Raw genomic sequence first — 19,051 nt, 5'->3', positions numbered from 1 at the left:
CCTCGATACTTTCTATCTTATTTATAATCACTTTGGTTGGGTTTGCCGGGAAAGCTCCACCCGGGAGCGCCCGAGGATTCGAATTCCTGTTCCTCTCCGGCCTGGGCCTGAGCTCCCGAAACGGAATCCGCGGATTGCGGTTGGATTGCTCCTTCGTTCTTGGCTGGTCCTTGGGCTTTAGATCCTGTCTCGTTCTGGTTCAACAAGCTCGGATCCGTGATCAGAGTGATCGAATCGATTTCGACGGTCCTACCGTTCACTCTTACGAAGGATTTCCCTTCACCATCAAAGAAGAGAGCTCCGGCCGTTCCGACAACGTTCTCCCCCGTTACAAAATCGGGACCGGAAACGATTTTTCCAACGAGAGAAAAACTCTGACGGTTCGTCATTTTTCCGATTCCTTGGGAGATATTGTTCATCTGTTCCAACGAGGAGAACTGCGCCATCTGAGCGATGAAATCCTGGTCCTTGACCGGATTCGTAGGGTCCTGGGAGGAAAGTTGAGTGATGAGAAGTTTTAGAAAATCATCTTTTCCTAATGCCTTTGCGGTTGAGCGCACTTCTATCCCCTGCAATCCGCCCTTTTCCTCTTTTTCCAATTTCTCGAAGTGGTTCTTCAAATTGAAGCTTCTGTCTCCTTCGAGATAACGGTTTCGGGTGGCTTCGCTACTGACTGCGTTGGTCTCTGGCATTCGAATGTCCTTACACTAAAACGTTTAAACGTCTTTCCGTATTCTTGTCGGCGTTTTGCGGAATTTCTATAGAACCGGAATCGGAAAGATTTTCCGATTCGTCTTGCGTTTTGCTCTCCGGAGAAAAAGACGATTCTTCGGTTCTTCTCTCGCCGGAATTACCGGAGTCTTTGTCCGCGAACAAAAACGATCCGGATTCCTCGACTTCTACCGACAAGGATTCCAGAACCAATCCTTGGTCCTTAAAATCCTTTTTCAATTGTTCCAAGTCTCCGGAAAACATGCGTTTGACTTCCTCGGATTCCACGAGGATTCTTCCCTGAACTCTGTCTTCCTCGACGGAAATCCGAAGAGAGACCCTTCCTAACTCCTGGGGATTTAGGCGCAAGGTCGCTTCCGATCTTCCGTTTTCCACGATGTGAAGCCTTGCGCTCTGGACTAATCTTTGGAAATTTTCCCTTGCGACTCCTGGATCCGAGGTTCTAGTGCTGACTGCCCGGGATTTTTCGAAGGAAGCGGAGTCCTTGTCCGCTACCCCCATTCCGGCCTTAATCAGGGACAAAGTGGTCTCGTTTCCCTGTCTATGAAACGATTCCTGATTCTGCTTGTCCTTTCCGCCGGAATCGCTTTTCGTTCCCGCGTCTTCGGCAGCCTGGAGTTTTACGGAGGACGATTTCGAAATTTGAGCGTAGGATTCCGATTTTTTTTCGCGTGTGACTTTTATCGATTCGGAATCTAAAATTACGTTTTCCTTATTTACTTCCCGCAATATGGCTTGGCCCTTCTCCTCGTTGGCAGGTTTGGAAAATTTGCGGACCTCGTCCAATTTCTTCATGCCTTCTTCTAGGCTTTCTCTTTCCGAGGGTTTATTTTGACGGAATTCCTTGACGTTCTTTTTTTCATCGGACTTCGGAGTCTCTATAGCTTCCGTAGATTCCGATTTGAATTCCTTTTGCTGGTGAATTTCCTCTTTGGAGGAATTTCTAAGATTCTTTTTGACTGTAGAAAGGGAAACGACCCCTTCCTCTTCCTTGGAATTTTTATCCTCTTTTTTAGGCTCCAAGGTTTGCAAAAATGCGCTCATGCTGAGATGAAACGGAATTTCCCCTTCCGTAGCTTCGGTATCTTTTTCCGATCTAGGGTCTTCTCCCTCGGTCGCACTCTCATCTAATTCCTGAATCGTGCGGAGTTTTCCCTTTTGATTTTCCGAAAGAGAAACGGAATCGGAAACGAGATTCAAAAAGGAATAAATTTCGGAAAAATCTGAATCTCCCTCTTCACTAGCGACCTCTTCTTCCTCTTCGTTTTTTTGTTCCTCATTCTTTTGGAGATTCCGCACTTCTCCCGTGCCTTCGAATAAATCCTGTTCTTTCGGCTCGACGTCTCTACGATCCGAGATGAAGGCAGAGCGACCTTCTCCTTCTTCCAAAGCCTGCTGGGAACGGAGTTGGATGGACTTCATCAAGTCCATAAAATTCGGACCGGAATGAGGCGCCTTGTCGGAAGAAACGGAAATCGATTTGGATTCGGCATGCGTGATCCGGACATCTTCCGGGCTGGATTGATCGGTTCGTATCTGCATAAAGCGCCCCTTGCAGTATAAGGATCGAAAGTTCCTCCGATTCCTTGATCGATTTCCGAAATTATCTTCTTCCCTTTTTTGATTATGTCGGGTTAAGCTCGGGAAATCGCCGGATTTTTCCCGAAAATCGCTAAAGTATATAGGGCAAACCGGGAAAAGGGTGGCGCATCTGAGCGAACGAAGGTCCGATGAGAGTCATGTCACGCATCGTTCTCGGATTTCTCCCGTTCGCCTTCTTAACGTTAGTCGTTGCAAATTGCACCGGAACTCGTCCCACGAATCTGGGAGTTCGAGACGGTAAGTTGGCACCCTGCCCGAGCAGTCCTAACTGCGTTTCCAGTCAGGTGGTCAACTCGGACGAGACCCATTTCATTTTTCCCTACGAATATAAGAGTAAAACGGAAGACGCCCAAAAGAAATTAGTAGCGGCGATCCAATCCCTTCCGAGAACGCTCGTAGTGATCGAAAAACCGGATTACGTGTATGCGGAATTCACTTCCTTTACGATGCGCTTCGTGGACGACGTCGAATTTTATTTCGCACCCGATCAAAAGACGATCCATATAAGATCCGCATCCCGATTGGGGCATTCGGATTTGGGAGTGAACAGAAAAAGGATGGAGAAGATCAGAGGACTGCTCTCCGCCCCTTGAAGGGAGAAAAGAAGAATTAGGAATTGATAAATTATTTCTTCCGAATCTCCGAGGGTCCGTGTATTGCCTGCAAGGACCGGATCGTAAATCCTTTGTCCCGCATCTCCACCATTCCCTTAATCAGAGCCTTAGCGGCGCTCGCCGTCGTCAGGCATGGAATCTTATAACGGATAGCCGCCTGACGGATCGCAAAGCTGTCGTCCCGGGTCACTCGACTCAGAGGAGTATTCAGGATCAGGTGGATCTTATTTTCACGGATATAATCCAGTGCCGTCGGGAACTGGTTGTCGTAAACCTTATTGATCTTGGAGGAAAGAATCCCGTTTTCGGATAGGTATTTGTGAGTTCCTTCCGTCGCGATCAAGTTGAACCCAAGGACGGAAAGATCTTTCATATAGCGCAGGAGTTCCTTCTTATCCTTGTCGTTTACCGATACGAAAACGGTTCCTTGGGAAGGCAATTCCTCACCCGCCATGTACTGGGATTTTAAAAAAGCTTCCCCCGCCGTATCCGCGATCCCCATCACTTCTCCAGTGGATCTCATCTCCGGTCCTAGAATGGTATCGACTCCCGGAAATTTATTGAAAGGGAGTACGGCTTCCTTCACGTTTACGGTTCTGAAATCCATTTCCTTGGGAAGAGGAAGTTCCTTCAGAGCTTCGCCCATCATGATGCGGGTTGCGTATTTGACGATCGGATGTCCTAAAGCCTTGGACACGAAAGGAACGGTTCTGGACGCGCGAGGATTGACTTCGATCACGTACAATCTTTCATCCTTAACCGCATATTGGATGTTGATGAGACCTTTCACTTGCAGTTCCAAGGCCAAGGCTCTCGTGGCTGCGCCGATTTCCTCCATCACTTTGGCGGAAAGGGATTGAGGCGGGAGAACACAGGCGGAATCTCCCGAATGGATTCCTGCCTCTTCGATATGCTCCATGATTCCTGCGATAAAAACTTCCTTGCCGTCGCAAAGAGCATCCACGTCCACTTCTACCGCGTCTTCCAAAAAGCTATCTATCAGAAGAGGACGATCCTCCGAGATTTCCTCGGCCTTTTCCATGTAACGGTCCAATTCCCGTTCTTCGCTGATGATCAACATCGCCCTTCCGCCCAACACGTAACTAGGACGGACGAGCACAGGATACGTGATCGCCTTCGCGATTTTACGGGCGTCTTCCATGGAGGTCGCGATTCCGTTTTTCGGAGAGACCAGATGGAGTTTCTCCAGTACTTCCGCGAACCTTTTTCTGTCCTCCGCCCTATCGATGGAATCCGGGCTGGTACCTAAGATCGGAATCCCTTTTTTTTCCAAGTCCTTTGCCAACTTCAGAGGTGTCTGCCCTCCGAATTGGATAATCAGACCTGTAGGCTTTTCCTTTTGATAGATCTGAACGACGTCTTCGAGAGTCAGAGGCTCGAAATAGAGACGATCGGAGGTATCATAATCCGTGGACACAGTTTCCGGATTGGAATTGACCATGATGGATTCGATTCCCAAATCCTGTAAAGCGAAGGAGGCGTGACAACAGCAATAATCGAATTCGATCCCTTGGCCGATCCGATTCGGACCTCCACCCAAGATGATCACGGACCGTTTCGAAGTTACGTCCGTCTCATCCTCTTCGTCGTACGAGGAATAAAAGTACGGAGTATAGGCTTCGAACTCTCCGGCACAGGTATCGATACGTTTGTAAACGGGTTCGATCTTCGCATCCGCAAGCGTCCGTTCCAGCAGGATCTCCTCAGCTTTCAATAAGGAGGCGATCTCCGCCTTTTTTTTATCCGGAGTCAGCTCTGATGCGAGTAGAACCTCCACTTGCTTTTTCCTTTTGAGATAAGCTAGCTGGCGATTGGAAAAACCGAAACGCTTCATTTTCGGAAGAACGGAATCTCCTTTTTCCGCGAACTCCGCCTCCGCTTTTTGCAGGTCCGCAAACTGGTACAAAAACCAAGGGTCGATTTTGCAAAGTTCGTGTATTCTTTCTACGGAATATCCTTCTTCCAAGGCTTTCTTTACGTAAAAGATTCGTTTATCATTCGGACGACGTAGGAAGGCGTCGATCTTTTCCTGTTTGGCGGCGGAAGAAAGGGAATGGAACTCCGCCAACTCCACAAAGTTTCCGTCGGACCCGAAACCGTACCTATCGATCTCCAAAGAACGCATCGCTTTCTGGAAACTTTCCTTGAAAGTCCTTCCGATCGCCATGGCTTCTCCCACCGCTTTCATCTGGACTCCCAGAGTGTCGTCCGTACCTGGAAATTTCTCGAACGCGAACCTAGGAATTTTCGTGACCACATAATCGATGGACGGTTCGAAGGAGGCCGGAGTCACACGGGTGATATCGTTCTTGATCTCGTCCAAGGTATACCCGATGGACAATAAGGCGGCGATCTTTGCGATCGGAAATCCCGTTGCCTTGGAAGCCAAGGCGGAGGAACGGGAAACGCGGGGATTCATTTCGATCACGATCACGTCTCCGTTTTCCGGATTCACCGCGAATTGGATATTGGAACCGCCTGTTTCCACTCCGATCTCACGAATGATCTTGATGGAAAGATCTCTAAGATTCTGGTATTCCTTATCCGAGAGAGTTTGCTGAGGAGCTACTGTGATGGAATCTCCCGTATGAACTCCCATCGGATCTATATTTTCTATGGAACAGATGATGACTACGTTGTCCGCAAGGTCCCGCATGACCTCCAACTCGAACTCTTTCCATCCAAGGACGGACTCCTCCAAAAGCACCTGACTGATAGGAGAAGCCTTAAGTCCTTTCCCTACTACTTCGTCGAAAGTCTCTTCGTCGTACGCGATTCCACCGCCGGTACCTCCTAACGTAAACGCAGGACGTACGATCAATGGGAGACCGATCTTTTGTTTGATCTCCGCGGCTTCCTTTAAGTTATTTGCCAGACCGGAGCTAGGTACCTTGACCCCGATCTTTTCCATGGCCTTTTTGAATAATTCCCTGTCTTCGGCCTTTTTGATGGCGTCCACTTTCGCGCCGATCAATTCCACATTGTACTTTTCCAGAATGCCAGCATTGTGGCATGCGATCGCGAGATTGAGAGCGGTCTGCCCTCCGACGGTAGGTAAAATCGCGTCCGGCTTTTCCTGTTCTAGAATTTTCTGGACCACTGCGACCGTGAGAGGCTCTACGTAGGTCGCATCCGCCAGTTCCGGATCCGTCATGATCGTCGCAGGATTCGAATTGAGAAGAACGACTCGAATTCCTTTTTCCTTTAACGCCTTAGTGGCTTGGGTTCCGGAATAATCGAATTCGCAGGCTTGACCGATGACGATCGGCCCGGATCCGAGGATCAATACGGATCGAATATCTTCTCTTTTCGGCATATTATTTTACAGCTTTTTCGCTCCGTCTTGTACTTCAAGCATCAATTCCGAACGGGAAGGAAATAGTCCCCCGCCTTTTTCCATTTACCGGAACCGAGGAGAATTCTCTCCAATTCCAGCTTCAAATCCGAACACAAGTGGACGGGAAGCGGCTTTCGGTTCCAAGGATCCGCGATCCTGTCGTAACATTCGTACTGCACACCGTCCGGCCCGGGAATGTAGAGAAATTTCCTCTTTCCGTCCTGTACCATCCTATGCTTCGCGAAAGAGATCGTCTCCTTAGCGTACGGATCGGAAATCGCGACCGTGTTCCGATCGGAAGAATCTATGGAATGCAGCTCCAGAATATTCGGATAGCGGATCCTCCCTTTCTGAAAGAAATGATTGCCCCGATCCGAAAACCAAATTCCCGTTTCGGAATATACCTTTCGGTCGTCTTTCCAGGAGTGAAGAGCGGGAAGCTTTGTCAGGTCTCTTCCGGGATAATCCGCGTCCGGTTTCCGTCCGGCCAGGGAGAGAACCGTAGGCAATACGTCCAAGGAACTCGTGATTCCGGAAAAGGTTCCGGACCGGTCGGAAACGGGAAAATCCTTAGGGTATTTCAAGATGAGCGGGACCTTGGTTACCCCCTCTCCTCTGAGGTGTTCTCCGTGCCCGTGACTGTGCACGTCTTCGAACAGGGACTCTCCGTGATCACTTGTTAAAAGAATTAGAGTATTATCATATATCCCTTTCTTTTTCAGCTCCGCCACGATTTTACCGACGGCGAAATCGAATGCGAGAAGGGATTCCTTGTAGACGGCTCGGATCTGCCTCTTCTCGCTCTCCTCCGGAGTTCCGGAATCGCTTGGATCCACGAACCGAAAGTACTTGGAAGGACCGTAATATTTAGGATCCCCTTCCGCTTTGTAGTACGGATAGGGAGGACTATAAGGGAAGTGAGTGACGGAGGAAAAATAAACCAGAAAAAAAGGAGTCCGATTCTCGTCCAGAAGTCGGAACAAATCGGGCAGAATCCGTTCGTCATCCCCCAGCGTAGGAAAAGAACGCACGGAAGAAAGATATTCCCCACCTCCGAAAAAGGCCCCGGTCAGCACGGGCAACAGATACACTTGGGACTCCAAGGTTCTTTGTTGGGTAAGGGTTCCCGCATTGAAATCCGGGGCATAGATCTTCTCAAAACCCCAATCCGCTCTGGGAAAAATATCCCCTGCAAAAGAGGATACCACGCCGGTACGATACCCGGATTCCTTAGCCAGAATTCCGGCTAACGTGGAAATTCTAGATCCCAAAGAGGCCTTGTCATTTTTATCCGGAAACATGTCCAGAATTCCGTGCTCGAAGGAGTATCTCCCCGTCAGCAAATCGGCCCATGCGGGAAAAGTTCTAGGGATCGTGGTATGATGGTCCAGAAAAACCTTCGCATCGGCCGCGAGAAGATCTATATTCGGAGTTAGATCCTTTTTTCCCTGGACGAATCCGAGTTGGTCTTCCCGAATGCTGTCGGCTGCGAGCACCAAAACGTTCGGGCGGGATGAAGCGGAAGGAACCGACGTCGGAACGTTCTTCCGAAAATTTCCCTCGGACAGCGGAGACAGACTGCTTTGGAATGCTCCGAAACATCCGAGCGTGAGAACGAAAAGCAAAAAGAATTCGTACTGCCTTCGTTTCAGAGAGGGAGCCCAATAGTATGCGAACCCGGAAAAGAAAACGCCTAACGCGGAACCGAAACGGTGGAATCCGTAAAAGAATAGCAGGAATACCGCAAGTCGAATTACCGATTGCACGTCCCCTTCTTTCAGAAAATTTCGGACCTTCCGTCCGAGCTGAACGGATAATAGAAGACTCAATAATCCGAGCGAAAACCAAGGAGGAATATGATCGGTAAGAAAATAGAGAAATCCGAGAGCCCAGGCCTGCCTATAATAAAAGAACTCTCCGTAAACCTGCGGATACATGGAAACGGAAGAGCAAAAAAGCAGAAATAGCCCCGCAAAGAGCTGCAGATAAAACTTCCGAATTCGGATTTCTTTTCCGGTTCGATAAGCTTCCCATTCCGGTCCCATCGAAAGTACGGAAAAACAGAAAAAGAAAGAGTAGGATACGAAGAGCACGGAGCCTAAGTCGCGCAAAATGGACGGAATCAATCCGTAAAACAAGGCTCGGAATTCGCCGACGTCCACGCCCATGATATGGAAGGAAGTATTTCCGACGACACAAAGAAAGGAGAGAACGGAAACGAATATCCCGGTATGTATCCAGGGATTTCCGGACCGAAACTCCTTCCCGAAGACTTCTTTGAACTTAAACCAGTACGCGGACATTCAGTACGTTCCTGCCGAAGGGACGAGGTTCGAAACCTTCCCAATCCAAAGCTACGGGTGACTGGACGGCGATCAAAGCCGCACCGGATTCCTGACCGATGAGATCCTCCACCATCGCTTTGATCTTGGGTTCTTTCTTTTCCCAGAAAGAATAGGGAGGATCTATAAAGAAAACCTTATGCGTCCGGGTTTCGGCAAAACCGGTATAAAAGCGGAACGCATCCTTCCTAAAAACGGAATGTTCGTGAGGAATCTTGGCCAAAACGTTTTTCAGACTTTCGAAACGATCCCAAGCTAGCTCCAAAAAGATCGCCTCCGCGAATCCGCGACTTAACGCTTCGATTCCCATTTGCCCGGACCCCGCAAACAAATCCAAAAACGCTGCATCCGTGAAATTCAACCTGCCCTGCAATTGGAGGGATTCCAAAATATCGAAGAAGGATTTCTTCATGATCGCAGGGGTAAAATTGCTTTTCCCTTCCTGCGTGACCGGCGAAGGAATCAATTTCCCTTTCAAATCGCCCGTCTGGATCCTAAGCCCTTTTCCTTTCTTGGCTGGTTTCATTTTCCCTCCTTGGTCTTTTGCAGACTCAATTCCAGAATCTTGAGTCGCTTTCCCAATTTTCCGTCGTGCGAAATCTCTTTGGCCTTTTGCAGGATTCCGTCCGCGGATTCGTAGTCCTTGGAAGAATACAGAATACAGGCGTAGGTGTAAACTCCTTCCGCATAGCGAACAGAGGACTCACCGTGTTCCAAAAAGATTTTTCCCCATCTTACTCCCGGTTCGGTGGCTTCCAAAACCAACGCTCTCTCCAGAAAAAGATACACCGCGTTGTAAAAGATTCCCGGATGTTTTTTGGATCTTTCGAAAATACTGGTTAAAGTCTTATCGATTTCCTCCAGATTAGGTTCGGAAGCAACGTAAAGAAGAAGGATTTTATAATCCACTTCCCCTTTTCGCAGGACGGGTCGGGAGGCCCTGACTAAAACGTCATAATTTCCTTTTTTATAATATTCGTAGATTTGATCGAAATCGACTCCGTAGGTCGGAGACATGATCGGCGATTGGGCGAGATAAAAAAATAAGACGATGGCTCCGCAGAAATTCCCCTTTCGGGAACGGTGCGGAACCGGAAAAATCAAAGCTCGATTACGTTCGAGGAACCGCACATGGCGCAGATACCGCTTTCCGGCCCGTCAAAAGAGCCGTCCGGATCGCTTTCCCAACGATGGTCGCAGTCCTCGCAGACACAGGTTACGGCTTCGTCATCCAGGAAGCCTTCCTCCCCGTCGGTATCGTAGTCCTCGTCAAAGTCGTAGTCATAGGGCATATTTACACGGAAACCAAGGGGGGCTTGTGAGTCAAGCCGTACTAAACGGGAATGCCCCAAAAAATACGTGAAAGGTCCGGGCGCTCCGGAGATTCTGCCGAGAGGATGCTCTACCAAGCTCGACATAGAAGTTACAAGAAAAAAACCGATTACAAACCCTTGGTATTTTTCTTGCTTGCAATCGTCCTCGGCGGAATCGCCTTTTTTTTTCGCCAGGATATTCGTAACGTATTCGCAGGGGACCGAAGACTGCTCTTAGAGAAGGAAAGAAAGATCCTGCAAAACGGAATCCTAAAGTCGGACCCTAAGGAAAACGAAATCAAGGAATTCCGGTCTTTGGCCAAAGACTTTGCCTCCGCAAATCCTAAGGACGGAATTTCCTACCATTATCTGGCCTTATCCAGTTATTACGAATTTCTACTTTTAGGATTCCGCTTCGATTCCGGAACCCTAACCAAAATCGCATATACGGGATTCGACGAATTCCTCTCCGAAGATTCATCCTACCTTCCGCTCATCGAGGACTCTTATCGTAATGCGTTAAGAGCGGAGGCGGTGGATCCTGAATTCGCGGAACATACTGATAACCGTTATCTGATTTCGTTCGGAGAAGCGATTCGGCAGAAACTGAGTCGCTCCGCTCTGAATAGGCTTCTGATCTCGATTGATCCGCAAAAATTAAGTCCGGAATTGAAGATCGGTTACGCCTGGGTGTGTCTCTTGGGTAGCTCCTTGTCTGGAAATACGGATTTCTTAAAAAGCACCCTCTCTCGAGAGGAAGGTTCCGGCGCCTTACTTCTTTCCCACCGGGAAGCGGATTTTTTGACCGCACTTTCTGAATTCAGGGCGGGGCAATATGTTTCTTCCCTCTCCAGTCTTCGACGAGTGCGGAACGAAAATGTGGATTTTCTCACGGGAAGTTCCCGAATCTTGGAAGCCAAAATTTTCTATTATCAAAACCTTCCTCCTAGAGCTCTGTCGCTTTTGGAGGAATATTATCCGACAGCCGGAGACCGCCGAGAAGAAATTCTGAAACTGGCGAGAGAAATCGTAGCGAAACACCCCAACCTAAAAACGAAACTGCCACTGGAGGAATGATTTTATGAGGATGCTGATTCCGGCGATTTTAATCTCCCTTTCCTGTGGAGTAAAACCGGTACCTCCTCCGAAAGGAACTTTTTGCGATCCGTTAAAAAAAGAAAGGGATTGTATTACTTTGGATTTCAGAAACGAAAAAACGATCCTGGACGATAAGGAATACCCGTTGAAATCCAGCAGTATCCTGAATTATGCTTTTTCGGCGGAATCCGTGACGTATGACGTGGAAGTATTAAACGAAAATAGAATCAGAATTATCGGGACCGACGGTTCCCAAAAACTTTTTCTTCGCTTAAAGGAAAAGGGGGAACGAAAAAAAGAATGGGCGCGACTTTGGCAAGTGATCAAAGAAAGCCTAGGACAATAGGAACTCTTATCTGAATCCCGGAAATATGAAACGAATTCCGAATATCATTCCTTGAGATTTGACGTCCTCGGGTACGGTCCCGAAATTTTGTCCTCTGAGAGTGTCCAGGCAGGCCCGATCCACAAGTGTTTGTCCTTGGGAAGAAACCAGCTTCGTATCGATAACCTGGCCAGCGTCGTTTAGCATAAATTGTACCCGGACTTCTCCCGGAATGATGGCTTCCCTGACGACGGTACCTGCGCCGTCCCTATATCCGTAATTTCCTCCGCCGGGCGGCGCAAAGCTTCCTTCGATCTGGCGTAGCATTCTCTTGAAATAATCGTACCCGGCCAGTTTCTTACGGGGAATGGAAAGGGACTGTCCTCCGTCCCATCGGAAAAGAAAATCCTGCTCGAAACGATAATTGAACGGAATCTTGGTCATCCTTCCGGTTGCGGAGGATTGGGTGGATTGCTCCTGGCTTTTCGTAGGCTCCTGCACCGGATCGTTTTTCAGAATCGCGACGTCGTAAACCTGTTCCTCTTCCGTCTTGGTTTGGGAACTCTTCGGATTGGCCTGCTGGGAAGGTCTCTTAATCAGATTTCCCCAAATAAACTCCCTATGAGGCGAAGCGGAATGGAATCCCTCCTTTTGAGTCAATCCACCCGCGCCGGCCGCATCCACGTTGGAGAGAGCCTTGTATTCGTCTTTCACCCTCGAATCCACGAAATCCTGTTCCAACAACACTTCGTAGATTTTTTCCCGTTCCGCCTTGTCCGTGACCTTTACGAGAGGATCCTCTCCCAACATCTTCCAGAGTGCGTTACGAGTAAACAAATGTGCGACCAAAAAGGAGGCGAAGGCAAAAACCAAAAACGCGGCAAAGAGAAGACGACGATCGTCTTCCTCGATATTCGCAGGTTTATCTATTTCTAAATTAAAAAAGGCCGGGAGTTGCATCTTCGTCCGTTCTTATCCCTTTAACAGGATAAGATTTTTCCAATATTTGATACGCTTTTTCTGTGGCAACCCTTCCGGAAGGTGTGCGGTTGATCAATCCGATCCTAACCATATAGGATTCGTAATGATCCTCCAAGGTCCGTTCCTCTTCCCCTACCACCGCCGAAATCGGCCGAAGCCCCACCGGTCCGCCCTTATACCTATCTATCATACATTCTAGAATTTGGCGATCCATTCTGTCCAAACCGTACTCGTCGATTCCTAATCTGCGGAACGCTTCTTTGCAGGCGGACATTTCGATGCGACGATCACCCTGGACTTCGGAAAAATCCCGAACCCGTTTCAACAAATGATTCGCGATCCGAGGAGTCTTGCGGGACCGGCGACCGATTTCCCAGGCGGAATTCTCCTCGATCTCGTAACCTAGGATTTTGGCGGAACGAAGTACGATCTGCTTCATCTCCGCATCATCGTAATAATCCAAACGGGAATGGATCCCGAATCTACTCTTCAAAGGATCGGAAATCAATCCGCTTCGGGTAGTCGCTCCGATCAAAGTAAAAGGCTTCAACTTGATCTGAACGGTCTGCGCGGTGATTCCTTCCCCCACGAGAAGATCGATCATGAAATTCTCCATAGCGGGGTAAAGGATCTCTTCCACTTTTCTTCCGAGAGAATGGACCTCGTCGATGAATAGGATATCGCCTTCCTGCAAGTCCGTAAGCAATTTGGCGAGATCCGCCCCACGAGTCAGAACCGGCGCGGAAGTTACGACGATCCTTGCGCCTAATTCCTGGGCAATGATTCCCGCCAGAGTGGTCTTCCCCAACCCCGGAGGTCCGGAAAGAAGCACGTGATCCAGGGCCTGCGCTCTTCGCTTCGTCGCCTCCACGAAAACCGAAAGGTTCGCAAGGGTTTCTTTTTGGCCGACAAACTCGGAAAAAAAGGAAGGACGTAAGGTAGCCTCCTCCTCGAATTTTTCCTCCGGATTCAAAGTATGTCTGGCCAAAAAATTTCTCTTATTCCTTAAGTTTAACCGAAATCTTGAGGGTCTGTCCCTTTCGGAACACGGTGATGGTAAGTCTCTGACCGACTTTCGATCCGCGGATCTTGGCGACGACTTCCGACGCGTTCTTGACCTTGGTTCCGTCGATATCCAAAATCACGTCTTCGATTTCGATCCCGGCGTCGGCAGCTGCGCTTCCGTTCACCACTTGTCTCACGAAGGCTCCTGCAACCGCCGGAAGTTTCAACTCCTTAGCGATCTCTTCCGTCACATCGTCCAAGCCTACTCCTAGTTTCGGACGTTTGACTTTTCCTCCGGATTTCAATTCTTCTACGATCGATTTTGCCTCGTTAATCGGGATCGCAAAACCTAACCCGATCGAACCTCCGCTCGGAGACACGATCATCCGATTGATTCCGATGACTCTTCCGTTGATGTCAAGGAGAGGTCCACCGGAATTCCCTTGGTTGATCGCGGCGTCGGTCTGGATATAATGGACTCCCGAATTGTCGATTCCGCCTCGGCCCACTGCGGAAACGATGCCCACGGTCATGGATTGGTCTAGACCCCAGGGAGCGCCGATCGCGATCGACCAATCTCCCACTTTAACGGCGGAAGAATCGCCTAACTCGATGGGGACCAGATTCGCTTCGGCCTGGATCTTAAGTAGGGCCACATCGATGGTCTGGTCCGAGCCCACCAATTGAGCCGGAAATTTCTTTCCATCCTTCGTACTGACGGTAAATTTATCCCAACCACCGACCACGTGTTCGTTGGTAAGAATGTATCCGTCCTTACTCAAAATGATTCCGGAACCGAGTCCGCTCTGTTTTTCTTTCTGAGGCCGTACCCTGCCCCGACGTCCATAATAAAAATCGAAAAAAGGATCGAACCCTTGTTGGGTCACGGTACGTTCCGTAGCGACGGAAACCACACTCGGAGAAGTGTTCGTATACACTTCTTCGAACGCTTGTTGGATGGAAATGGCGGCTTTTGCGGACGCGGACGGTTCCCGATCCGCCTTCGCATTTAAAAATAACGAGCTATTATTGGAAGTTCCGCAATAGAGCACGGGCGAAATAAGAGTACCCGCAAGCACGGACACGCAAATCACCAGGAAATTTTTGAATCTGTCGGTTTTTTTCATGGATTCCTTTCCTCAGGAATGGGATTCCGGTTGGGTACGCATCAGGATTCGCCGGAAATCGACTCTGTCAAGTTGGTTTCGGAAAACGTTAATGGCACCACATCCGGGATTTTTTGTTTTTGAAGGTTTAGACGGCAGCGGAAAAAGCACCTTGAGCCGTCACGTATTCGACCTACTTTCCCGGAAAGGTGTTCCCTCAATTTGCTTCGCGGAACCCACGAAATTCGAAACGGGACTCTATCTTAGAAAATTTTTGAGTGGAGAACTGGAACTTTCGGGAGAAGAGCAAATCGGAGCCTTTCTGAAAGATCGGGAAGTCTCCCTCCAAAGGAATATTCTCCCGGCGTTAAACGAAGAAAAAATCGTCCTGCTAGATCGATACATGTATTCCACGGCTGCATACCAGTCCGGTCCCGAATTTTCCGCCAGGGAAATACTCGAAAGAAATCGAGCTTACGGCTTTCCTGAACCGGATCTTCTTTTTTATTTGGATCTGGAGCCGAAACAAGCTCTGGCTCGCTTGGAAGGAAGAAAAGAGGCCAAGGAAAGATTCGAATCTCTAGGAACTCTGGAAAAAATACGAAACTCGTATGAAAGCATCCTTCCGGAAAATACGGTACGCTTAGACGCGAACCGACGTCCGGAAGAACTCGCGGATCTGGTTGCGAAGAAAATCCTCTCAGTTTGTGGAAAGAGTCGCTAGGTTTCGAAGAGTTTCCTCATGGATGGCCGCTTCTCGATCCAATTGGTCGGCCATGTTCAAGAGTTTTCTTTTACGGTCCGATCCGGAGGAAAGCTTCGGTTCCTCGGCAGCTAGTTCCCGCAAATGATTCGCCTCGCCCCGTTTCCTCTTTGCAAGGCTCTGTAGGTATTTTCGGACGACTTCTTTTTGTTCCGGTGTGGAGAGGCTTTCAACCAAAGCTTTCTCGGTCAGTCGGGCTTCTTCTTCCGCCGAAAAGGAAACGACGGCCAGGGGAAAAAACGATAAAACCAGGACCAATCCGGAAAGGATCCTCCAGAAATGCACCGGTCTCAAACCAAATTTCTGATTCATGGGTCTCTATTTCTAAATCCCTAAGGATTTTTACTTTTTTGTCTGTAGAATAGGACCCTTCCTTTTTCTGTACACGAAAAAACGGGAATACCCCTCTTTTCGGTTCGAAAGATTGCATAGAATGCTGTTGACTCGGGAGCTTCGTCCAAAAAACTCTCCTCCATACCGCACCTATAGCTCAACGGATAGAGTACAGGCCTCCGGAGCCTGGGGTCCAGGTTCGAGTCCTGGTAGGTGCAGAGAAACAAGGACTCGAAGCGAGTTCTTGGAAAGCAAGCATAGCGACCCATAGGGAGCGTACATGCTTGCGACCGAGCCACAGGATGTGGCGAGGCAAGAACGAGACGCCGTGGAGCTTAGTTTGTCACGAAGGCAAACTGCGTAACGGCGAGTCCTGGTAGGTGCAGAGAAACAAGGACTCGAAGCGAGTTCTTGGAAAGCAAGCATAGCGACCCATAGGGAGCGTACATGCTTGCGACCGAGCCACAGGATGTGGCGAGGCAAGAACGAGACGCCGTGGAGCTTAGTTTGTCACGAAGGCAAACTGCGTAACGGCGAGTCCTGGTAGGTGCAGATAGAACAAGGACTCGAAGCAAGTTCTTGAGAGCAAGTATAGCGACCATAAGGAGCGTAAATGCTTGCGACCGAGCCGCAGGATGTGGCGAGGCAAGAACGAGACGCCGTGGAGCTTAGTTTGCCACGAAGGCAAACTGCGGTTCGGCGAGTCCTGGTAGGTGCAAGAGCGACTCCCGCACCGCGGGACCGCGCTACTCCGGGCTTTGGTCGCAAGCAAAGATTTTCCGCACTCCATTGATTCCCATTTCCGAACGCTTGCGACTGCTTCGCACCCTACGTATCGCTGTCGCGTTCGAAAATTCGCTTTTAAGAGCTACACTCTTCCTTACATTCGTTGTCCGATTTTCGACTATCGCGCACCAAAGTAAAGCATTGACAATGCATATAAATTCTCTATTTTATGCATATTATGAGAACGACCGTAGATATTCCGGAAGAACTATTTTTGGAAGCGATGAAATTGACTCGTCTGAAAACCAAAACCGAAGTAATTAAGGAAGGACTTACCTCTCTGATCAGAAGGGAAAAGTTAAAAGACCTAAAAAAATACAAAGGTCACGTCAATCTCCCGATTGATCTGAATGATTTACGGAAGCGATGAGTCGCGTTCTATTGGATTCATCCGTTTGGATCGAATATTTTAGGAATGCCGACTCGCCAATTTCGGCCAGTGTCGACGAGTTGATTGATGCCGAAAATATCTACACGAATGATCTGATTCTGACCGAGTTGATTCCTTTTTTGAAATTAAGGAGGCAATCGAAAATTATCGCTTCCTTAGAAGCAGTCGAACGTCTCCCATTGGAAATCGACTGGGAGCAAGTCATCGAGTATCAAATCCTGAATCTTAAAAACGGAATCAATCATGTCGGCATCCCAGATCTGATCATCGCCCAAAATGCCGTTCAAAATAAAGTATTGCTTTTCACATTAGATAAACATTTTAAGCTAATGAAGGAAACCCTTAAGCTGAAAATTTATTAAGACGCCGCTACGCATTCATTTCTCCCGACCGCGCTACTCCAGCACTTCCACTTCTTTCCAATTTCCTCTCTGTAAGGCGATCTCTTTTGCGCTCAATCCTTCATTCGTTTTTCGCTCCGGATCGGCACCATGCTTTAAAAGGAAAGCGACTATGGAACTATTCCCTTGCCGAGAAGCTGCGATATGCAAAGGAGTGTATCCACCTTCCTCCTGACTGAAGTTCGGGTCGGCTCCCTTTTCGATCAGTAATTTCACGGTTTCGTCCCTTCCCGCGGCGACTGCGGAATGAAGCGGAGTGTTGCCGAAAGAGAATTTACTTTTGGATCTTGCTTGGAGATCGGCGCCATGATCCAAAAGATAAGCGACCAAAGAAGTTCTCCCGAAATGCGCCGCCAGATGCAAGGGAGTCCAACCGTCTTTGCTATAGGATCGAGCCGCGTCGGGATCTTTTGCCAATAATTCCCCCACTCTTTTTTCGTCTCCGATAGCTGCGGCCTCGAACAAATTCAGAGGAATCTCCAAACCTAAATAGGCCTGGATGATATCCTCTTTTCCATAATACAGTGCGAATAAAAACGGAGTGATCCCTTCCGGATTCGCCACGGATCCGAGAGAAGGATTTTCGCGCAATGCAAAGATCACCTGGGATTTTTGTCCAGAAGCGATCAAATGAAATATATCGGACATGGGTAAAATATCTCCCGAAGCTCAAAGAGGGATAGTGACCGAAATCCGAAGTTTGTCAATTCGGATTAAGCCTTAAAGAAATCTAATTCTCTTGTAACTTAAAAAGATCGAAGGGCTGTAGATCCACCGAAATCGGAAGCGGAGTGAGAAGAGAATTTCCGTTCGACGTGTCGAACATGCTCACCCCTGGTCTGGTAAATTCGGTATTTGCCACGTACAAGATTCGATCCGAGCCGAGTAGCAGCGCGGAAAGGCTAGCGTCGAAGGAGGAAGGTATGTAAAGTAACGTAGCGGATTTTACTCCTGTAGAAGGATCGAAAGCCTGTAACGTTTTGTTAAAAGAAGCGTCCAAAACACTAGCATAACCCAGATGGTCGTTAGCGATCTGTACCACCATAAGATCCCCTCCCGCAGTCGTTTCCAGATACAGCGGATTCGCTCGGAAGCTTCGCGTGGAAAGTTGGAACGCGACGATCGCGCCGTCCAACGCGCTGATATACCCCAACCGATTCGGCGTCGCTATCACCAAATGCGGCTCTCCGAAAAGATTCAGAAGTTGGGGTTTCCCGACGGGATTGGCAAAAGGGAAATGATAAACAGCGAGAACGGTATCCGAAACGATATCTATTTCCAGAAGATAGGAAACTCCGCTCGGAGGAAAATATCCGCTCGGATCGTTTCGGTCCAATCTTTCCAAGCATACGAAAAGGCTATTTCCCACGATCTTCATCCCGGACATTTCCGGAAGTCCGTCCGGAATTCCGGAAGTGGAGGTCGTCTCGGAATATCCGCCTAGATCCAAAGCTCCCAACGAGGCGCCGTTACTCGGGTTGATGATCTTTAGGAAGCGGGAATTGTAGAGAGATACGTATGCCTTGTTCGGACCCGCGAATTCGATATCTCCCGGATTGGTTCCCGCTCCCATGGACCATTCCGCCTCGGTCTGAAAGGCGAGATCGGGATCCAGTACCTGTACACTATCTCGATTTAACCGATTAATAATATACACTTTTCCGTTATAATACCGACCGACCGCATCCGAATGAATGGGAGTCAACCCAGGATACGAGACTTTCAGGTCCGGATTCAATACCTTGAACCGACCCGAACTGCTGAAGTCTGTCGTTACCACTCCTATGTTTCCCGAAATGTTCGGCGTCAAAAACAAAGAGTACAATGGAGGCCTTTTGATATCCTCGCAGTCGATCGAAGCGAAGAGTAAAAGTCCGATTAGAATTCGACGGAACCTCATC

At 48.7% G+C, this 19,051-nt stretch carries 19 protein-coding genes and 1 tRNA gene; 7 read left to right on the top strand and 13 right to left on the bottom strand.

Annotated elements, in window-relative coordinates; all coding sequences use genetic code 11:
- Nucleotides 1–17 precede the first annotated feature (17 nt).
- Complete coding sequence (locus tag EHO60_RS09620; protein WP_135767880.1) at nucleotides 18–692, bottom strand: flagellar hook capping FlgD N-terminal domain-containing protein; 675 nt, start codon at nucleotides 690–692, stop codon at nucleotides 18–20.
- Nucleotides 693–702: 10 nt separating this feature from the next.
- Nucleotides 703–2,274: a flagellar hook-length control protein FliK gene (locus tag EHO60_RS09615; RefSeq protein ID WP_135767879.1), complete on the bottom strand. Its 1,572-nt coding sequence runs from the start codon at nucleotides 2,272–2,274 to the stop codon at nucleotides 703–705.
- 197 nt (nucleotides 2,275–2,471) lie between these two features.
- On the opposite strand from EHO60_RS09615, the gene EHO60_RS09610 reads away from it, so the two are divergent.
- Nucleotides 2,472–2,927 carry a DUF1499 domain-containing protein gene (locus EHO60_RS09610; protein WP_135767878.1) on the top strand — a complete coding sequence of 152 codons (456 nt, stop codon included), beginning with the start codon at nucleotides 2,472–2,474 and terminating at the stop codon, nucleotides 2,925–2,927.
- A gap of 31 nt (nucleotides 2,928–2,958) precedes the next feature.
- On the opposite strand, the gene carB is transcribed toward EHO60_RS09610, so the two are convergent.
- From carB to EHO60_RS09585, 5 genes are all read right to left on the bottom strand, one after another.
- Nucleotides 2,959–6,285 carry a carbamoyl-phosphate synthase large subunit gene (gene carB / locus EHO60_RS09605; RefSeq protein ID WP_135767877.1) on the bottom strand — a complete coding sequence of 1,109 codons (3,327 nt, stop codon included), beginning with the start codon at nucleotides 6,283–6,285 and terminating at the stop codon, nucleotides 2,959–2,961.
- A gap of 41 nt (nucleotides 6,286–6,326) precedes the next feature.
- Nucleotides 6,327–8,609 (bottom strand): sulfatase-like hydrolase/transferase, encoded by a 2,283-nt coding sequence (locus EHO60_RS09600; RefSeq protein WP_135767876.1) that lies wholly within the window; start codon nucleotides 8,607–8,609, stop codon nucleotides 6,327–6,329.
- Nucleotides 8,590–9,174 (bottom strand): RsmD family RNA methyltransferase, encoded by a 585-nt coding sequence (locus tag EHO60_RS09595; protein ID WP_135767875.1) that lies wholly within the window; start codon nucleotides 9,172–9,174, stop codon nucleotides 8,590–8,592. The genes EHO60_RS09600 and EHO60_RS09595 overlap by 20 nt, the downstream gene beginning before the upstream one ends.
- Nucleotides 9,171–9,665, bottom strand: a complete 495-nt coding sequence (locus tag EHO60_RS09590) for a hypothetical protein (protein ID WP_246028246.1) — start codon at nucleotides 9,663–9,665, stop codon at nucleotides 9,171–9,173. The genes EHO60_RS09595 and EHO60_RS09590 overlap by 4 nt, the downstream gene beginning before the upstream one ends.
- Before the next feature lie 83 nt (nucleotides 9,666–9,748).
- Nucleotides 9,749–9,940, bottom strand: coding sequence for a hypothetical protein (locus EHO60_RS09585; RefSeq protein ID WP_135767873.1), 192 nt, complete (start codon nucleotides 9,938–9,940; stop codon nucleotides 9,749–9,751).
- 105 nt (nucleotides 9,941–10,045) lie between these two features.
- Here EHO60_RS09585 and EHO60_RS09580 point away from each other — a divergent pair, with 105 nt between their 5' ends.
- Both EHO60_RS09580 and EHO60_RS09575 read left to right on the top strand, forming a co-directional pair.
- Nucleotides 10,046–11,038: a hypothetical protein gene (locus EHO60_RS09580; protein ID WP_135768032.1), complete on the top strand. Its 993-nt coding sequence runs from the start codon at nucleotides 10,046–10,048 to the stop codon at nucleotides 11,036–11,038.
- Nucleotides 11,039–11,042: 4 nt separating this feature from the next.
- Nucleotides 11,043–11,405 carry an LIC12806 family lipoprotein gene (locus EHO60_RS09575; RefSeq protein WP_135767872.1) on the top strand — a complete coding sequence of 121 codons (363 nt, stop codon included), beginning with the start codon at nucleotides 11,043–11,045 and terminating at the stop codon, nucleotides 11,403–11,405.
- A gap of 6 nt (nucleotides 11,406–11,411) precedes the next feature.
- Here EHO60_RS09575 and EHO60_RS09570 read toward each other — a convergent pair whose 3' ends face one another.
- The 3 genes from EHO60_RS09570 to EHO60_RS09560 are packed head-to-tail and all read right to left on the bottom strand — an operon-like array spanning nucleotide 11,412 to nucleotide 14,497.
- Nucleotides 11,412–12,344, bottom strand: a complete 933-nt coding sequence (locus EHO60_RS09570; protein ID WP_135767871.1) for an energy transducer TonB family protein — start codon at nucleotides 12,342–12,344, stop codon at nucleotides 11,412–11,414.
- Nucleotides 12,322–13,353 (bottom strand): Holliday junction branch migration DNA helicase RuvB, encoded by a 1,032-nt coding sequence (ruvB, locus tag EHO60_RS09565; protein ID WP_135767870.1) that lies wholly within the window; start codon nucleotides 13,351–13,353, stop codon nucleotides 12,322–12,324. The genes EHO60_RS09570 and ruvB overlap by 23 nt, the downstream gene beginning before the upstream one ends.
- A gap of 10 nt (nucleotides 13,354–13,363) precedes the next feature.
- A complete protein-coding gene (locus tag EHO60_RS09560; protein WP_135767869.1) occupies nucleotides 13,364–14,497 on the bottom strand; it encodes a trypsin-like peptidase domain-containing protein in 1,134 nt (377 codons plus the stop codon).
- 91 nt (nucleotides 14,498–14,588) lie between these two features.
- Here EHO60_RS09560 and tmk point away from each other — a divergent pair, with 91 nt between their 5' ends.
- A complete protein-coding gene (gene tmk, locus EHO60_RS09555) occupies nucleotides 14,589–15,200 on the top strand; it encodes a dTMP kinase (protein WP_135767868.1) in 612 nt (203 codons plus the stop codon).
- Here the strand turns inward: tmk and EHO60_RS09550 are convergent.
- Complete coding sequence (locus EHO60_RS09550; protein ID WP_135767867.1) at nucleotides 15,177–15,551, bottom strand: LIC10421/LIC12816 family protein; 375 nt, start codon at nucleotides 15,549–15,551, stop codon at nucleotides 15,177–15,179. The two genes, tmk and EHO60_RS09550, sit on opposite strands and share 24 nt — an antisense overlap.
- Before the next feature lie 167 nt (nucleotides 15,552–15,718).
- Here EHO60_RS09550 and EHO60_RS09545 point away from each other — a divergent pair.
- From EHO60_RS09545 to EHO60_RS09535, 3 genes are all read left to right on the top strand, one after another.
- Nucleotides 15,719–15,790, top strand: a tRNA-Arg gene (locus EHO60_RS09545).
- Between the two features lie 746 nt (nucleotides 15,791–16,536).
- Nucleotides 16,537–16,728, top strand: a complete 192-nt coding sequence (locus EHO60_RS09540) for a type II toxin-antitoxin system VapB family antitoxin (RefSeq protein ID WP_135767866.1) — start codon at nucleotides 16,537–16,539, stop codon at nucleotides 16,726–16,728.
- Nucleotides 16,725–17,111, top strand: coding sequence for a PIN domain-containing protein (locus EHO60_RS09535; protein WP_135767865.1), 387 nt, complete (start codon nucleotides 16,725–16,727; stop codon nucleotides 17,109–17,111). The genes EHO60_RS09540 and EHO60_RS09535 overlap by 4 nt, the downstream gene beginning before the upstream one ends.
- Nucleotides 17,112–17,144: 33 nt before the next feature.
- On the opposite strand, the gene EHO60_RS09530 is transcribed toward EHO60_RS09535, so the two are convergent.
- Both EHO60_RS09530 and EHO60_RS09525 read right to left on the bottom strand, forming a co-directional pair.
- Nucleotides 17,145–17,798, bottom strand: coding sequence for an ankyrin repeat domain-containing protein (locus EHO60_RS09530; protein ID WP_135767864.1), 654 nt, complete (start codon nucleotides 17,796–17,798; stop codon nucleotides 17,145–17,147).
- 82 nt (nucleotides 17,799–17,880) lie between these two features.
- Nucleotides 17,881–19,050, bottom strand: a complete 1,170-nt coding sequence (locus EHO60_RS09525; protein WP_135767863.1) for a hypothetical protein — start codon at nucleotides 19,048–19,050, stop codon at nucleotides 17,881–17,883.
- Nucleotide 19,051 lies beyond the last annotated feature (1 nt).

The organism is Leptospira fletcheri (genome assembly GCF_004769195.1).
GTDB classification, from domain to species: Bacteria; Spirochaetota; Leptospiria; order Leptospirales; family Leptospiraceae; genus Leptospira_B; species Leptospira_B fletcheri.
This window is presented reverse-complemented; position numbering and strand designations above follow the sequence as displayed.

What these genes read in the sequence shown, in the direction of transcription:
- EHO60_RS09620 (WP_135767880.1), bottom strand. Translation starts at nt 692, where the DNA reads ATGCCAGAGACCAACGCAGTCAGTAGCGAAGCCACCCGAAACCGTTAT.
- EHO60_RS09615 (WP_135767879.1), bottom strand. Translation starts at nt 2,274, where the DNA reads ATGCAGATACGAACCGATCAATCCAGCCCGGAAGATGTCCGGATCACG.
- EHO60_RS09610 (WP_135767878.1), top strand. Translation starts at nt 2,472, where the DNA reads ATGTCACGCATCGTTCTCGGATTTCTCCCGTTCGCCTTCTTAACGTTA.
- carB (WP_135767877.1), bottom strand. Translation starts at nt 6,285, where the DNA reads ATGCCGAAAAGAGAAGATATTCGATCCGTATTGATCCTCGGATCCGGG.
- EHO60_RS09600 (WP_135767876.1), bottom strand. Translation starts at nt 8,609, where the DNA reads ATGTCCGCGTACTGGTTTAAGTTCAAAGAAGTCTTCGGGAAGGAGTTT.
- EHO60_RS09595 (WP_135767875.1), bottom strand. Translation starts at nt 9,174, where the DNA reads ATGAAACCAGCCAAGAAAGGAAAAGGGCTTAGGATCCAGACGGGCGAT.
- EHO60_RS09590 (WP_246028246.1), bottom strand. Translation starts at nt 9,665, where the DNA reads ATGTCTCCGACCTACGGAGTCGATTTCGATCAAATCTACGAATATTAT.
- EHO60_RS09585 (WP_135767873.1), bottom strand. Translation starts at nt 9,940, where the DNA reads ATGCCCTATGACTACGACTTTGACGAGGACTACGATACCGACGGGGAG.
- EHO60_RS09580 (WP_135768032.1), top strand. Translation starts at nt 10,046, where the DNA reads ATGCTCTACCAAGCTCGACATAGAAGTTACAAGAAAAAAACCGATTAC.
- EHO60_RS09575 (WP_135767872.1), top strand. Translation starts at nt 11,043, where the DNA reads ATGAGGATGCTGATTCCGGCGATTTTAATCTCCCTTTCCTGTGGAGTA.
- EHO60_RS09570 (WP_135767871.1), bottom strand. Translation starts at nt 12,344, where the DNA reads ATGCAACTCCCGGCCTTTTTTAATTTAGAAATAGATAAACCTGCGAAT.
- EHO60_RS09560 (WP_135767869.1), bottom strand. Translation starts at nt 14,497, where the DNA reads ATGAAAAAAACCGACAGATTCAAAAATTTCCTGGTGATTTGCGTGTCC.
- tmk (WP_135767868.1), top strand. Translation starts at nt 14,589, where the DNA reads ATGGCACCACATCCGGGATTTTTTGTTTTTGAAGGTTTAGACGGCAGC.
- EHO60_RS09550 (WP_135767867.1), bottom strand. Translation starts at nt 15,551, where the DNA reads ATGAATCAGAAATTTGGTTTGAGACCGGTGCATTTCTGGAGGATCCTT.
- EHO60_RS09540 (WP_135767866.1), top strand. Translation starts at nt 16,537, where the DNA reads ATGAGAACGACCGTAGATATTCCGGAAGAACTATTTTTGGAAGCGATG.
- EHO60_RS09535 (WP_135767865.1), top strand. Translation starts at nt 16,725, where the DNA reads ATGAGTCGCGTTCTATTGGATTCATCCGTTTGGATCGAATATTTTAGG.
- EHO60_RS09530 (WP_135767864.1), bottom strand. Translation starts at nt 17,798, where the DNA reads ATGTCCGATATATTTCATTTGATCGCTTCTGGACAAAAATCCCAGGTG.
- EHO60_RS09525 (WP_135767863.1), bottom strand. Translation starts at nt 19,050, where the DNA reads ATGAGGTTCCGTCGAATTCTAATCGGACTTTTACTCTTCGCTTCGATC.